Source organism: Candidatus Accumulibacter contiguus, from assembly GCF_036625285.1.
Lineage (GTDB): Bacteria > Pseudomonadota > Gammaproteobacteria > Burkholderiales > Rhodocyclaceae > Accumulibacter > Accumulibacter contiguus.
Map to the genome: position 1 here is coordinate 3,846,495 of NZ_JAZKUC010000001.1, position 15,409 is coordinate 3,861,903.

Sequence of the window (15,409 nt, forward strand, 5' to 3'; positions counted from 1 at the left end):
TGCCAGGAGTAGGAATAGGAATAGCGCTGCGCTTTGTCTGCTGTCTGCTGACCTGCCTGCCAGGTGCTGCTGCGGCAAGCGCAGCAGATGCGGTGCCCAGCCTGCGTCTCGAAACCGGCAGCCATGTCGCCCCGGTGCGCGCAGCCAGCCTGGACCGTGACGGCCGTTATGTCGTCACGGCTTCCGAAGACAAGACCGCCCGCGTCTGGGACGCGGCCAGCGGCACGCTGCTGTCGGTCTTCCGGCCGCCTTCCGCCCCTGGCAACGACGGCAAGTTGTACGCGGTGGCCATGACTCCGGACGGATCGGTTTTTGCAGCGGCCGGGTGGTCAGCAAGCAACGATCTGTATCTGGTCCGGCGCAATGATGGCCAGATCATTCACCGCATTTCCGGGCTGCCGGATGTGGTGACCCATCTGTCGTTTTCTCCCGACGGCAGGACTCTCGTCGCGGGTCTCTGGGGAAAACAGGGGACTCGGGTATTCCTTGGCGCCGACGGCTGGAGCAGCGCGCGCGAGCTGCAAGGCGACGCCGATTATTCGGATGAAGTGAATGCCACCGCCTGGTCGCCGGACGGCAAGACCTTGCTGGTCAGCAGCGCCGATGCTTTTCTCCGCGCCTACGAAGTGACCGGCAAAGGCATCAAGCTGCTGTCGAGAGGTGCACTGGGAGGCAATGGCATTCCTTTTGGTCTGGCGTTTTCACCGGACGGCCAGACTGTGGCGGCAGGCGCATCGAACCAGGGCAGTATCGATCTGCTCGATGCCAAAACCCTGAAATCGAAGAAGGTTCTCTCACCCACACAGGCGAACTCCTCGCGAAGCCTGAGCGTCGTGGCCTGGTCGGCCGATGGCAAACGGGTCTTCGGTGCGGGGACCTGGGCCAATGAGAAGGGACAGTTCACGATCTGTGGCTGGTCTGGCGACGGTCTGGGAGAGCCATCATGCACTCCGGTCGCCCGCAACACGATCACCGCCTTGCAGGCCACGCCCAACGGCGGCTTGCTGTATGCCTCCGCCGATCCCGAGTGGGGAGTGCTTGGCACCGACGGACGGCCACGGCTCACGGTCGGCAACTCCTTGATGGACTTCCGCAACCTCCGTAGCCGCTTCCGGCTCGCGAGCGACGGCAGCGCACTGGCCTTTCGCGAAACGCACCCTGGTGGAACCGGCGATGCGTTCGACCTTCGCCAGCTCGCCTGGGTCAAGGCCGGCAAGGACTGGCAAGCGCCGAGGACGATGGCCGGCAGAACGAGCATGGACAACTGGTTCGAACGGCAGCGACCGATGCTCAATGGCAAAGCGCTCAATCTGGACAGCAGCGAGTGGTCGCTCTCGACTGCAGTCTCGCGCGACGGCGAACGAATCGCGCTCGCCACCAATCACAAGCTCCGTCTGTATGACCGCAGCGGCCGCGAGCTGTGGCGCACGGCGGCACCCGCGACGACCTGGCAGATCAACCTCAGTGACGACGGCCGCTGGGTGGTGGCGGCATTCAGCGATGGCACGCTGCGCTGGTACCAGGCAAAGGACGGTAGCGAACAGCTCGCTTTCTTCCCGCACACCGACGGGCGCCGCTGGGTGATGTGGACACCCGCCGGCGACTTCGCCGCCAGCCCGGGTGGCGAAAACCTCGTCGGCTGGCAGGTCGATCGCGGATCGGCGCAGGCGGCGGATTTCTACCCGGTATCGCGCTTCCGCACGGACTATTACCGGCCGGAAGTACTTGCCGAGGTGATCGGCAAGGGAGGCGTGGCGGCCGCGCTGGCCGCTGTTCCTGCAACCGCTGCACGCCCGACAGGGAGCCAGGCAATTCTGGAGATCTTGCCGCCGACCGTGCGCATCCTCTCGCCTGACGCCCTGACTGTCACCAAGGGCGGCGAGATCAAGCTGGTGGTTGCCGTGCGCTCGCCGGAGGGCGCGCCGGCAACCCAGCTGCGTGCGCGGGTCAACGGCCAACTCATTGCGCTGCCGGCTCTTTCTTCTCTCCGGAGTTCACGAACGGGCAATCGGGGAGAAAGCAGCTACGAGGTTCCAGTGTCACTACCGCCCATCGATGCGCATATCCTGCTGTTCGCAGAAAACAAGCACGGCGTATCGCCGGAGGCGGCATTGACGGTCAAGAGACCCTCTGAACCCATTGCCAAGGAGCCGACCGATTCCCCAATTGCGTCGGCCGGCCAGCCGAACTCGGCCGCTGCCGCCGGCGTGGACCTCCGACCAAACCTCTACGTGCTGGCGATTGGCATCAGCAAGTATCAGGATTCCTCGATCCAGCTCGATTTCGCAGCCAAGGATTCGACCGACCTTGCGAATTTCTTCAAGACCCAGGAAGGCGGACTGTACCGCAAGGTATCGGTTCGTCTGCTCACCGATGGCAAGGCAAGACGCGACGATGTCCTCGACGGACTGGAGTGGATCCGCAAGGAACTGACCTCACGAGACATCGCTTTCGTTTTCATTGCCGGACACGGCGTCAATGACTCCGACGGCACCTATTACTTCCTGCCGCAGGATGTCAACATCAAGGCCCTGAAACGCACCGGCGTGATTTTCACCGAGATTCGCAACACGCTGGTATCCTTGCCCGGCAAGGCACTGTTCTTCATCGACACCTGTCATGCGGGCAATGTACTGGGAACCGGAACGCGTTCGCTGCGAATGGACACCACAGCCGTGGTCAACGAGCTATCGAGTGCCGATAACGGCGTCATTGTCTTCGCCGCAGCCACCGGACGCCAGTACGCGCAGGAATCGCCGGACTGGGGCAATGGCGCTTTCACCAAGGCCATTCTCGAAGGGCTGCGCGGGCAGGCAGACTACAACAAGTCGGGTCGCATCACGCACAAGATGCTCGACCTCTACGTCTCGGAAAGAGTCAAGGCACTGACCGAAGGAGCCCAGTCGCCGGTCACCATCGTGCCCAGTGGTGTACCCGACTTCCCGCTCGTGCTGGGCAAGCGTTAATGTGAACGTCGCGTCAGCGACGCACGAATCTCCCCTCCCCCTCGCGGAGGAGAAGGCGGGGTTTCGCGGTGCGCAGCTCCACGCCGAGCCGGCCGGCGATGCAGCGCTGGCCGTGGGAGCAACCGTGTCTAACTACAAGGGGCCAGGGAATAGGGTAACGGTCATGGCTTTCATGGTCGGTGGTGCCTGGAAAAGTCATGACCGTTAGAGTGGCGACTCAGTGCGTCTCGCCGAGCGCGTGCCGTATGGCAAAGTTTCGCTGTGAGGGCCGCTTGCCGTCGTGGCGCAGCGGGTCAAGGACCCCGGCATGGCGCAACTGGCTGACCATGCGCGAAACCGTTTCCAGCTTCAACGCGGTGATGTCGGCCATGTCCTGCCGTGACGGCAGGACCACTTGCAGTTCGACCGCCGTGTTGGTCGGGTGCTCCGCCGCCGGATGTGCGAGCATCATGACCAGGCGACGGACACGGTCAGCGGCCTGACCACAGCGCAGGGCGATGACCTCGGCGGCACGTCGCTCGGCTTTGGCCAGCGTACGCAGTAGCGAATCGCCGACAGGAGAAGCACGGCCTTCCGGCCATGATTCGAGAACGCAGGCGGTGAGCGCCGTTGCCGTAAAGCTGTATTTTCCGAACAGCAGCGTCTCGGCACCGATTACGTCACCTCTGATGGCGAGGTTGGCAAAGCTCTGTTCACCATTGGGTTCCTCGCGATCCAGACGAACCGAACCGCTGACGATGCGCCAGGCAGCACCCTTGGTATCGCGGGCATGGATACGCTGACCACGGTCGAAACGGAGCAGCCAATGCTTCCCCTGGATCTGCCGCGCAGCGGCGCAGCGAGGGACCTTCTGCGCATCGAGCAAGATTTCCGACTCCTTTCCGTAGGTCCGGCTTCAGAATCGTAGATTCAGGCCGGCATAAACCGAGCGCCCCATGCCGGGAACGGCCGTTCCATAAACCATGGGTCTCTGCCCGAGATAGGCACCACCGAGTGGCGAATCGTAGAGCCGGTTGAACAGGTTTTCAACGCCGAGATCGACGCGCAACTGCTTCCACTCGTAACTGCTGCGCAGGTTCAGCAAACCGTATCCGCTGGTTTCAAGCTCGTTGCGAACCTGCGAGACCTTGGTCTTGGCGTCGACAAACACGCCTTCCAGAGTGTTGGTCCAGGCCCCCGACTTTTGCACCAGCGCCAGTTTCGCGTTCAGGGGCATGATGTGATACAGGTTGTCGTCGGTGTCGAGGTTTTCTCCCCTGACGTAGCTCAGCACGCCGGTCATCTTGACCTCGCCGATGGCACTGTCGCTGAGCAGCGGAAAGTAGCCGGAAACGTCGGCGCCGTACAGGCGGGCGCTTTGATTGACGAACTGCAGGTAGACAAAACCGGTGCTGCGGGTCAGGTTGCTGCCCTGGCAGGGCGACATGCCGGTACCGCCGAAACAGCGACGCGCGTCAATGTAGTCCTGTACATAGGTGTAGTAAGGCGTGATGCTGAAACCCCACAGTGACTTCTTGGCATCGTGCCAACTGGCGGTAGCGCTGATGGTGTTGGCAACTTCCGGCTTGAGGTTGAGGTTGCCGACGTAGCCATTTCCGTCGCCGAACCAGTTGATCATGGTCATGGTCATGGCGTTGTTGGTCGACCAGGCGTAACGCTCATAGAGGTTCGGTGAGCGCGTCTTGCGCGCAAAGCCGGCCTCGAAGGTCTGCTGAGCGTCCGGGGTAAAGCGCAGCAAGGCCGTCAGATCGAGGTTGTGATCGGTTCTGCTGTGATTCTGGGCATTGAAGGCGCCCGGAATCGACGTCGGATTCAGCGGATTGCCGTAGTCCGGAACATTGTAGCCCTGCACGTCACCGGTATCCATCCACACGGTACTGCTGCGCAGCCCCAACTGGGACAGCCATTGGCTGCTCCAGCGCGCCTCCCATTCGCCAAAGACGTCAAAGTGGTCGCGTATACCGTTGTGGATGTTCCAGAAAGTCGAGCCGTTCATCATGTTGCTCATGGCGGCCATGCCGCCCATCCCACCCATCCCACCCATACCCCCCATGGGTGGGACGTACGGTCCAATCGCAGGCCACCAGTCGTCAAGGTGGTAGTGCTGATAATCGCTGCCGACCCTCAGGAGGTCGCGATCGGAGAGCCGGATGTCGACCTTGATCAGGGCACCAGCAGTTTCCCCGTGCGTATCCATCGGCATACCGGCCGGGTTGGCCATCATGCCCGTCGTCTGCAGCTTGTCCTCGAGGAAGTTCATCTTGTGACGGGTGTCGTCGTAGTAGGCGCGCGCCTCGAGCGAACCCCAATCGTACTGGCCAAAGGAGCGGAAGTTGACCTTCTGACTGGTGTTTTCGGTCATGTCCATGCGCTGATTCGGAAAACCCTGATACGGAATGTGCTGATAGACGTATTTGAGTTCGAACAACTGGTTTTCCTGGCGCAGGGCGAAGCCGAGCGACTGGTTCTCGGACTTGTACTGCGACGAGCCCACCTCGTTGCCAGCCAGCCACACCGCGGTGCCTTCCGACAATCCGGCAGACTTGAATTTGCCGCCTGCATCGTAGTTGTTGGCCTGCACCGTCGATCCCGCGTAGGTCACGCTGAGGATCTCGTTGGCAATCGTCGCCGACAGATTGGCGCCCCGGGCATCGCCATTGCTGCGATAGAAAGTACCCGCCTGACCGGTCAGCAACAGGCCTTCGCCGGCCTTGGCAAACAGCGGCGTCGCGGAGTTGATCTGGATCGTGCCGGCGATGCTGTCGCCACCGACACTGACCGGCGTGATGCCGGAGAACAGCCTGACGCTGCCGACCAGGGTCGGATCGATGTACGACAGCGGCGGGTTCATGTGGTTGGCGCAGGAGGAGATCAGGTCCATGCCATCGACCTGGATGCGAATACGGTCATCGGCCAGGCCGTGAATGGCTGGCAGACTGGATACGCCGCCGGCGCCGTAGCGGCTGACGCCGGGTAGAGCGTCGAGAAGGCTGGCTGAATCACTGCTGGCCGCTCGGTAAGGAGTGACGCTCGCCGCGTCGAGACGGCTGCCCTCGAAGGATTGCCGGTCGCTGATCCTGGGCGCCCTGACGACGATTCCGTCCATCTCCGGCAGGGTTGCGCTTCCCTGCGCAATCGCGCTTTGCCACAGCACGGGCAAGGCCAGAGTAACGGTGACCGCGATCGATCTCCTGGCAAACTGCATCCCGAACCCTCCCCTGTGTCTTGATAGCCGGCATTCTAGGGGGGGAGGCTGCGCCGTGGAATGTGGCAAATCGTCGCATCCACCAGGCCAGCAGGTCAGCAGGTCAGGGCCGGCGGCCCATGTTTTCGGGGTCGCAATCAACGGACAAGGGTTGGAATCCCACCCTGACTGCGGCCAGGGCGTAGAATTCAGCGCTTCAACCGCTGCCAGGCACTGCCCATGTTTTTGACTCATCAGAACCGGACGCAGGTTTTTCTGCCGGGTACAGCGCTGACCCGGCTGCTGATGCTGCGCCGGATTGAAGTGTTGACCCAGGCGATGGTACTGATTCTGGCAGTGGCTTGGCTGCGCATACCGCTCGCCTTGATGCCGATGAGCCTGGCCATCGCTCTGCTCGCAGCCGTCAATCTCGTCACTCGGAAACGGCTCGACAGGGGTGGCCCAGTCACCGAAATTGAACTCTTCGCGCATCTGACTTTCGACGCCGCCATTCTCGGTTTGCTGCTCTACTTTGCCGGCGGCTCGGCCAACCCCTTCGTCTCCTTGTTCCTTCTACCGCCCACACTGGCCGCTGCGATGCTGCCCGCGAGCTACGCCTGGGCAATGGCGGCAATCACGCTCTTCGCCTACACCTTACTGATGTTCTGGAACTTGCCGCTGCCGCCGCCGCAGGGCGATCTGGCGCAACTTGACGCGCTGCTTGCCCGCGCCATCGGCGGCACGAGCGAGCATGCCGCCCACAGCAGCGGCTTTGCCCTGCACGTCATCGGAATGTGGCTCAACTTCGTGATCAGCGTCACCATCGTCGCTTTCTTCCTGACCCGCATGGCCACTGCCCTCAAGGGGCGCGAACGCGAACTCGCCGCAGCCCGCGAAGACGCACTGCGCAATGAGCAGATCCTCTCGATCGGTACGCTCGCTGCCGGTGCGGCGCACCAGTTGGGGACGCCACTCGGGACGATGGCGGTCGTGATCCGCGAACTCGAACTAAATCATGGCGACAATGCCGAGCTGCAGGAGGACCTGCTGTTGTTGCGCGAACAGGTGACACGCTGCAAGCAGACGATTTCGCAGATCCTCGCATCGACGGGTCAGGGCCGCGGCGAAAGCATGCGCAGGGTGGCGCTCGACACCTATCTGCAGCGTTTGCTCGACGACTGGCGGGTAATCCGTCCGCACGCCCGGATCAGCGTGTCGCTACAGGGTGTGCAGCCAGCACCACTGATCTCCGCCGAGCGCACCCTGGAGCAGGCCCTCCTCAACCTGCTCGACAATGCTGCCGACGCCAACGGGGAAAACCGGGAAGCCCTGCAGTTCTTCGCCTCCTGGGACACCGAGCATTGTCAGATCGAAATCCTCGACCGTGGCGCCGGCCTCGATGAAGAAACCGCGCAGCGCCTTGGCGAGGCTTTTTTCAGCACCAAAACCGCTACTCGGGACCCGCCAAACGGTATCGGCATCGGCCTGTTTCTCAGCAACGCCACCGTCGAGCGCCTCGGTGGCAAGGTCGAACTCTTCAATCGTGCGGACCCGCAAGGCGGCGCATGCACCCGCGTGACCCTGCCGTTGACCCGACTGAAAGCCGAGCACCATGCCTCTTCAAGCCCCACGACTCCCTGACGACGAGCGCTCGACGCTGCTGCTGGTCGATGATGACGACGCTTTTCGCCGCGTCCTCGCGCGCGCCCTGGAGCGTCGCGGTTATGCCGTGACCGTCGCCGCCAATGTCGAAATGGCAATCATCCAGGCGCAGGCACAGCCTCCCGAGTACGCCGTCGTCGATCTCAGGATGCCTGGCGAGTCGGGCTTGGCACTGATCGAGAAGTTGATGGCCTGCGATCCGAACACCCGTGTCGTCATGCTCACCGGCTACGCCAGCATCGCCACCGCGATCGAAGCGATCAAGCTCGGCGCCATCCATTACCTGGCCAAACCCTGTGACGCGGATGAGATTGTCGCGGCGCTCAACAGAAGCAGCGTAGGCGACTCGTCATTCCCGGTTTCCGGATCGCCGCTGTCGGTAAACCGCCTCGAATGGGAACATATCCAGCGCGTGTTGGCCGAGCATCAGGGCAACATCTCGGCAACCGCCAGAGCCTTGAAAATGCACCGCCGCACGCTGCAGCGCAAACTCGGCAAACATCCGAGTCCGGAATAGCGAGTAGAGTCGAGCAGGCGCGAGGCCGAAAAATGATCCGCGTGCGTATGCGTATCGATGAGAAAGCGGATGCGCAGCCCAGCGTGCGCAGCCAGAGCCAGATAACGGTCTACCTGGCTCTCGGGTCGATCAAGGCTGCGACACGCGTCTCGGGGCAGCCAACCAGGTACGACTGGCAGCCCCCGTTGGCCACCTGTTCGAAGATCACGGGTGCTTGACGATGCGCAGATAGGGCTTGGGCGCCTTCCAGCCCTCCGGGAACAGCGTCTTGGCTTCCTCGTCGGACACTGATCCAGCGATGATCACGTCCTCGCCCTGCTTCCAGTTCACCGGCGTGGCGACCTTGTGCTTGGCGGTGAGCTGCATCGAGTCCAGCGCGCGCAGGATTTCGTCGAAATTGCGTCCGGTGGTCATCGGGTAGGTCATCATCAGCTTGATCTTCTTGTCTGGACCGATCACGAACACCGAGCGCACGGTAGCGTTGGTAGCGGCGGTGCGACCCTCCGAAGTGCCCGGTTCTTCGGCGGGCAACATATTGTAGAGCTTGGCGACCGCCAGATCGGTGTCGCCGATCATTGGGTACCTGGGCAAGTGGCCTTGCGTTTCTTCAATGTCCTTGGCCCAGCGCGCGTGGTTGTCCACCGGGTCGATGGACAAGCCGATAAGCTTGCAGTTGCGGCTGGTGAACTTGTCCTCGATGCCGGCCATGTAGCCGAGCTCGGTGGTGCACACCGGGGTGAAGTCCTTCGGGTGCGAGAACAGGATCGCCCAACTGTCGCCGATCCACTCGTGAAAACGGATGCTGCCTTGGGTAGTTTCGGCACTGAAGTCGGGTGCGACGTCATTGATGCGAAGTGACATGGTGGCTCCTCGGATTACGGGGTGGAAAGGCCGTCGGCGACGGGCGAAGCTGGAACCATTCGGGGCATCGAGGCCTCGTCTGAAAAGTATCTCTGATCAGGCGGCCGCAAGTCAATCACGAACGGCACTGAAAACTACCTGACGCGCGAGCGGTATTCGTTGCTGCGCGTGTCGATTTCGATCCTGTCGCCGATTTCGATGAAGGCGGGTACCGGCAGTTCGAAACCGGTGGCCATGCGTGCCGGTTTCATCACCTTGCCCGAAGTATCGCCCTTGACGGCTGGCTCGGTGTACACCACTTCACGAACCACACTGGTCGGCAACTCGATCGAGATTGCCTTGCCGTTGTAGAACACGGCTTCGCAGGGCATGCCGTCTTCGAGGTAGTTCAGCGCGTCCGTCATGCACTCGGCTTCGATTTCATACGGGTTGTACTCGCCGTCCATGAAAACATACAGGGGATCGGCGAAGTAAGAGTAGCTGACTTCCTTACGCTCCAGCTGGATGACGTCGAACTTGTCGTCGGCACGATAGACCGCCTCGCTGGGCGACTCGGTGAGCAGATTCTTCATCTTCATTTTCACCACCGAAGCATTGCGCCCTGATTTGATGTACTCGGATTTGAGCACCACCATCGGGTTGCTACCGACCATGAAGACGTTGCCTGGGCGAAGTTCTTGTGCGGTTTTCATCGTGCGTTCCATGCAGCAAAGTTAGGATAAGCTGCTGATTATAACCTGGAAGCACTGAATCGTACCAGCTGCTTGACGAGATCGTCCTGGGCTGCGAGCCGTGCTTCCCAGCGCAAGGCGTGTTCATGCAGCAGCGGCAGACTTGCGGCCAGTTGCTGCCATTGCGCAGTTTCGACCCTCCCGGCATTCCATGCCTGCCAGAATTCGCACAGCACAACCGCCGTCGCCTGCGGCAGCATAGCGCAGTAGCGTGCCAGAAAAGCATCGAGCTTGATCAGATGCGCCGCCTCCTGCTGCGGATAAATCTGCCAGACCAGCGGCCGCGCGGCCCATTGGGCGCGCACGAAGGAATCTTCGCCACGCACGAAATTGAGGTCGCAGAGCCAGAGCAGGGAGTCGTAACGGAGTTGTTCGACGAAGGGCAGAATGCGGATTTCCAGCGCACCGCGTTGCAACCGGTCGCCGGCAGCGAGTGCACGACCAGCGTAGGCCGCGATCGCCGGCAGCGTTCGTGAGCACGGAGCCAGGCAGCAGACCGGCCGTCCGGAGACTTCCCAAGCGTGCAGCAGATCGCCAATGGCGGTGTTCTCATAAGCGAAGAGCGAAACCAGCAATGTGCCGGCGCGCGGCGCAGCACTGCCAAGCGCGCGCCACCAGTCATTCTGCAGATCGGTGCTGGCGGCGAAACACCGGCGGCGAGTGCGCAGGTCGCGCTCGCGCAGCAGGCCACCGGTATCGGTCGTGAAACCGGGAAAGAAGAAATACTTGACGAGCGGCAAGTGCGCATGCGGTGAAGGCAACAGATGGCAGCCAGACACCCACGCTTCTGCGCTCAGGTAGTCGAGATTGATCCAGAGCGGCGGCGGCGATAGTTGCGCCATGCGGTCGACGAAGTTCTCCGGAATGCGGCAAGCAAAGCTCTCCAGTACCACCCGTGCGGGTGTCACCGCCGTGAAGAGGCTTTCCCAGCGGCGGACTTCGACCCCCTGCACACACTCGATCGACAAGGCCGGGTCCCGTTGCGGGCAAAGCAGCCTGAAGCTGTCGAGATCATCGACCCACAGGCGCACGCTCGCCGCGTACTCGTTGGCCAACTGTCGGGCTAGGCGCCAGCAGACGCCGATGTCACCGAAATTATCGATGACCTTGCAGAAGACATCCCAGTCGGGGCGCGTGGTCATGGGTGCAGAAGAAAGAACCGTGAGCAGGGATGGTGCCGGCGAGCGTGATAAGATCGAAGACGCTATCCTACTTCAGCCGTCGGCTGCCGCGAACGCGCATGACCGTGATGACCGAACCCTTCGACGCCAAATCCCTGCTTGCCAGCGTGACCGAATTGCCGGGCGTCTATCGAATGCTCGATGGCGCCGATCAGGTGCTCTACGTCGGCAAGGCAAAAAATCTCCGCAAACGGCTTGCCTCGTACTTTCGCGACAAGCATCCGAGTCCGCGCATCGCACTGATGGTGGCACAGATCGCCAGCGTCGAGACCACCGTGACGCGCTCCGAGGCCGAGGCGCTGCTGCTGGAAAACAATCTCATCAAGAGCCTGTCGCCGCGCTACAACATCCTCTTCCGTGACGACAAGTCCTATCCCTACATCGTCCTCACACACGACCGCTACCCGCGGCTGGGTTTCTTCCGGGGCACCACCGACCGGCGTGCCGACTATTTCGGTCCTTTCCCTTCTTCGCCGGCGGTACGCGAAAGCGTCCATTTGCTGCAGAAAATGTTTCGCCTGCGCACCTGTGAGAATTCGGTGTTCAACAACCGCTCGCGGCCGTGCCTGTTGTACCAGATCAAGCGTTGCTCCGGACCCTGCGTCGGACTCATCGAACCGACGCGCTACGCCGAGGATGTACAGATGGCGGCGATGTTTCTGCAAGGCCGACAACAGGATGTGATCGGCAGCCTGTCGGCAGCCATGGATCAAGCGGCAGCCAGACTCGCTTTCGAGCAGGCGGCGGTCTATCGTGACCAGATCCAGTCCTTGCGGCAGGTGCAGGAAAAGCAGTACGTCGAGAGCGGCAGGGATGGCGATGTGGATATCGTCGTCGCCGTTGAAGATGCCGGCCTGCTGTGTGTGAACCTGGCGATGGTGCGCGCTGGCCGGCATCTCGGTGACCGCCCGCAATTTCCGGTCAATAGCGCGAATTCGGTGAGTTCTTCGCCGCTCGAGGCGCTGACCGCATTCCTCTATCAGCATTATCTCGCGCACCCGATCCCGCCGCGGGTTCTCGTCAATCTGGCCCTGTCCGATGACGAGCTTGCCGATTGGCTCAGTGCCGCGGCAACACAGCCGATCCGGGTAAGCGAAGCGAGGTTTACCATGCAGCGCGTCTGGGTCGAGATGGCCGAACAGAACGCTCACCTGGCGATCAACGCGCGTCGCAGCGTGCTGACACGGCAGGGTGCGCGGCTGCAAGCCCTGTGCAGGACACTGGGCCTGGACATCGAGGACGGCGTGGAGGCGCGCATCGAGTGTTTCGACATCAGTCACACGCAAGGCGACTCGACCGTGGCGGCCTGCGTGGTGTATCAGGGAAATGGCATGCGCAAATCGGAGTATCGCCGCTTCAATATCGAAGGTATCCAGCCCGGTGACGACTACGCAGCCATTCGGCAGGCGGTCCAGCGCCGTTACGAGAAGCTGCTGACCAATGACGGCGTCGTGCCGACGCTGATCCTGATCGACGGCGGCAGTGGCCAGGTCAACGCCGCGGCCGCAGCACTCAGTGAACTCGGCCTGAGCCACCTGCCGATGCTCGGCGTCGCCAAGGGAGAGGCGCGCAGGCCCGGCCTGGAAACCCTGGTATTCGCGGATGGCCGTGAGCCGTTACAATTACCTCCTGAAGATCAGGCCCTGCATCTGATTCAGGAAGTCCGTGACGAGGCGCACCGCTTTGCGGTTTCCGGTCACCGCGCCAGGCGTGGCAAGGCTTCTCGCAGTTCACGCCTGGAAGAGATCGGCGGCATTGGACCCAAGCGGCGCAAGGCACTGATTTCCCGTTTTGGTGGCTTGCAGGGAGTTTCCGATGCCGGGATTGACCAACTGACAGCAGTTCCTGGAATCAGTCGGGAACTAGCCGAGAAAATTTACGCGGCGTTGCATTGATGCCACTGAACATACCCATTCTGCTGACCTGGCTACGGATCATCCTGATCCCGCTGCTGATCGCCATTTACTATGTTCCGGAGGCATGGGTTCAGGGGATCGGGCGTGACCGTGCAGCAACGCTGATTTTCATCGTCGCCGCCATTACCGACTGGCTCGATGGCTATCTCGCGCGACGCTGGCAACAGACTTCGGCTTTTGGAGCCTTCCTTGACCCGGTCGCCGACAAGCTGATGGTTGCCGCAGCATTGATCGTCCTGGTCCAGCTCGGCCGTCTCGACGCGGTTCTGGCGATGATCATCATCGGTCGCGAGATCACGATTTCCGCCCTGCGCGAGTGGATGGCGCGGATCGGTGCCCACAAGAGCGTCGCCGTCTCGATGATCGGCAAGATCAAGACCAGCGCGCAGATGATCGCCATCCCGATGCTGCTTTATTACGCGCCGTTACGAGGAGTTGACGTATTTCAGTGGGGAGTCTGGCTGATCTACGTGGCGGCCGTGCTGACGCTCTGGTCGATGGGTTATTACATGCGAATGGCGTGGCCATACCTGATCGAAGAGGACCGCAAGCGCTGATCGGAAAGCCGCGGTAGCGGCGCGACGGCGAAAGAAGGCGTTGACAGCCATGGGCAGGCCTTTATAATGCGCACTCGCTTCACGCGGGAGTAGCTCAGTTGGTAGAGCGATACCTTGCCAAGGTATAGGTCGAGAGTTCGAGACTCTTCTCCCGCTCCACAATTCTCTGCAAAGCCGTCTGTACTTTGCAGAATCAATGGCGGTACGAATCAGCGGCAGAAATCCCTATCTTCAGGTAGGTTCGGCGCGATAGCAAAGCGGTTATGCACCGGATTGCAAATCCGTGTAGGTGGGTTCGACTCCCGCTCGCGCCTCCAAATAAATCAAGAGCTTGGCACCATCAAGCGGCCATTCTCTCAGATATCCGATTCTGTGTAGCCACAGTGTAGCCAAATCCGAGCAATCCGAATCCACGCCACCAAAGAAAAACACCAGTGCGGTGTCGGCCGGTAGAGCGTGGTCGTGGCGGCCTGTCACCGAAAACTGGCACGGGGGAAAGTCAATGACACGAAGGAAAATTGCGCTAGCCGGGGTGTTGGCGTTCGCAACGGCCACCGCCCAAGCATCGCTATTTGACCGCGGTGGCGGGTTGATTTACGACGATATGCTAAATGTTACTTGGTTGCAGGATGCCAGATACGCCTATACAAGTGGCGATTCTCCGGATGGGAAGATGACATGGGAGGGCGCAATGAATTGGGCCGCCAATCTTAGGTGATTTCCGAAAATGCAGCGCCCATTGATGGCAGAATACACACCCATCACGACGATGAGGCCCTCGCCTATGGACACGACCTTCTGTTTGGCAGACAAGCCGTCCCTGGACGCTTCTCATATTGATGACCTGAAGCAGGCTGCGTCGAAGATGCTGGGTGCGCAGCGTCGGTCGTTCGAAGCGGAGATGGCCGTCAAGTATTGCCGGGGCAGTGCCCGGCAAGCGGAGGTGGTGTTTGGCTGGAGTCGCCACACCGTTGAAGTCGGACTTCCTGAGCGACGCAGTGGCATCATCTGCCTGGGTGCGCAAGAAGCCTTCTGCGGAAACCAGTGGTGGGAGGAAAAGCATCCTGAAGTGGCGGAAGCTCTCTGGTCCTTGGCGAAAACGCACTCCCAGCAGGACCCGACCTTCCGCAGCACGCTGTCGTACACTCGACTGACGGCGGCGGAAGCGCTGAAGCAGTTGCAAGGGCTTGGTTTCGACCCAGAAGTCCTGCCGTCCCCCAGCACGATGGCGGACGTCCTCAACCGCAATGGCTACCGGCTGCGACCGGTGCTCAAAGCCAAGCCCCAAAAAAATTCCAGAAACCGATGCCCTCTTCACCAATCTCCATGAAAAAGACAGACAAAACCAGGAGGGAGGTCAAACCAAACGACTGAGCATGGACTGCAAGGCGAGTTTGGCTGACGCTGGAGGGGCTTTCGTCCGTGGTGAGAGGTAGCCTTCTGAGAAGTGTTTCGTTTGCCGGCGCGAGAGAATGTAATCGATCGGCGCCCGTCATTGGACATGTCGCTTCCTCCCCCGTTGTGGCGACGTATTAAAGAATAGTAGTTGGCAGGACAAGCGATTTCAAAGTCGGATCGCGTTCCAGGGAAGACTGCGGCAAGACGAGCGAGCGGTGATTCTTCCGAGCGCCCATTCCAGAGTGATCTCTCCGCACCCCGATTGGAACATCACGCGCTCAGTCAAGAATTTTCCGCCTTCGCCGAGGCCCTCGAAAGCCGGCTCGCCACGCGTTCGGCCAGCGGGCCGGTTGAGCGAAAACGCATTGAGCACGAAGGCAGGTTCGCGTTGCTGCAAGGGATGCTGGCCGACGTCCTGGCGGTGGCTTTGGCCAAC

At 61.3% G+C, this 15,409-nt stretch carries 12 protein-coding genes and 2 tRNA genes; 9 read left to right on the forward strand and 5 right to left on the reverse strand.

What is annotated here, in order from left to right; all coding sequences use genetic code 11:
- Positions 1–92 precede the first annotated feature (92 nt).
- Positions 93–2,966, forward strand: coding sequence for a caspase family protein (locus tag V5B59_RS18195; protein ID WP_332352150.1), 2,874 nt, complete (start codon positions 93–95; stop codon positions 2,964–2,966).
- 217 nt (positions 2,967–3,183) lie between these two features.
- On the opposite strand, the gene V5B59_RS18200 is transcribed toward V5B59_RS18195, so the two are convergent.
- Entirely contained in the window at positions 3,184–3,831 is a 648-nt protein-coding gene (locus V5B59_RS18200; protein ID WP_169069362.1) for a Crp/Fnr family transcriptional regulator, read from the reverse strand.
- A 30-nt stretch (positions 3,832–3,861) separates the two neighbouring features.
- Positions 3,862–6,171 (reverse strand): TonB-dependent receptor, encoded by a 2,310-nt coding sequence (locus V5B59_RS18205; protein WP_332352151.1) that lies wholly within the window; start codon positions 6,169–6,171, stop codon positions 3,862–3,864.
- Between the two features lie 219 nt (positions 6,172–6,390).
- Here V5B59_RS18205 and V5B59_RS18210 point away from each other — a divergent pair, with 219 nt between their 5' ends.
- The 3 genes from V5B59_RS18210 to V5B59_RS18220 are packed head-to-tail and all read left to right on the forward strand — an operon-like array spanning position 6,391 to position 8,547.
- On the forward strand, positions 6,391–7,791 hold the full coding sequence (locus tag V5B59_RS18210) for an ATP-binding protein (RefSeq protein WP_169069363.1): 1,401 nt from the start codon (positions 6,391–6,393) through the stop codon (positions 7,789–7,791).
- On the forward strand, positions 7,763–8,329 hold the full coding sequence (locus V5B59_RS18215; protein ID WP_034915516.1) for a response regulator transcription factor: 567 nt from the start codon (positions 7,763–7,765) through the stop codon (positions 8,327–8,329). The genes V5B59_RS18210 and V5B59_RS18215 overlap by 29 nt, the downstream gene beginning before the upstream one ends.
- A 32-nt stretch (positions 8,330–8,361) precedes the next feature.
- Positions 8,362–8,547, forward strand: coding sequence for a hypothetical protein (locus V5B59_RS18220; RefSeq protein ID WP_034915514.1), 186 nt, complete (start codon positions 8,362–8,364; stop codon positions 8,545–8,547).
- Here V5B59_RS18220 and V5B59_RS18225 read toward each other — a convergent pair.
- The 3 genes from V5B59_RS18225 to earP form a co-directional block, all read right to left on the reverse strand.
- Positions 8,534–9,190: a peroxiredoxin gene (locus tag V5B59_RS18225; RefSeq protein ID WP_034915511.1), complete on the reverse strand. Its 657-nt coding sequence runs from the start codon at positions 9,188–9,190 to the stop codon at positions 8,534–8,536. The genes V5B59_RS18220 and V5B59_RS18225 overlap by 14 nt on opposite strands.
- 134 nt (positions 9,191–9,324) lie before the next feature.
- A complete protein-coding gene (gene efp, locus V5B59_RS18230) occupies positions 9,325–9,882 on the reverse strand; it encodes an elongation factor P (protein WP_034915507.1) in 558 nt (185 codons plus the stop codon).
- A gap of 38 nt (positions 9,883–9,920) precedes the next feature.
- The gene (earP, locus tag V5B59_RS18235; protein WP_169069364.1) at positions 9,921–11,063 is read right to left on the reverse strand and encodes an elongation factor P maturation arginine rhamnosyltransferase EarP; all 1,143 of its coding nucleotides are present in this window, start codon (positions 11,061–11,063) and stop codon (positions 9,921–9,923) included.
- Between the two features lie 107 nt (positions 11,064–11,170).
- Here earP and uvrC point away from each other — a divergent pair, with 107 nt between their 5' ends.
- The 5 genes from uvrC (at position 11,171) to V5B59_RS18260 (ending at position 14,905) form a co-directional block, all read left to right on the forward strand.
- Positions 11,171–12,997 carry an excinuclease ABC subunit UvrC gene (gene uvrC, locus V5B59_RS18240; RefSeq protein WP_169069419.1) on the forward strand — a complete coding sequence of 609 codons (1,827 nt, stop codon included), beginning with the start codon at positions 11,171–11,173 and terminating at the stop codon, positions 12,995–12,997.
- Positions 12,997–13,575, forward strand: coding sequence for a CDP-diacylglycerol--glycerol-3-phosphate 3-phosphatidyltransferase (gene pgsA, locus V5B59_RS18245; RefSeq protein WP_034915504.1), 579 nt, complete (start codon positions 12,997–12,999; stop codon positions 13,573–13,575). The genes uvrC and pgsA overlap by 1 nt, the downstream gene beginning before the upstream one ends.
- A gap of 83 nt (positions 13,576–13,658) precedes the next feature.
- Positions 13,659–13,734 (forward strand) — tRNA-Gly (locus V5B59_RS18250).
- Between the two features lie 84 nt (positions 13,735–13,818).
- Positions 13,819–13,892, forward strand: a tRNA-Cys gene (locus V5B59_RS18255).
- Positions 13,893–14,359: 467 nt separating this feature from the next.
- Positions 14,360–14,905 carry an ISAzo13-like element transposase-related protein gene (locus V5B59_RS18260; protein ID WP_332352152.1) on the forward strand — a complete coding sequence of 182 codons (546 nt, stop codon included), beginning with the start codon at positions 14,360–14,362 and terminating at the stop codon, positions 14,903–14,905.
- The last annotated feature ends 504 nt before the right edge of the window (positions 14,906–15,409 follow it).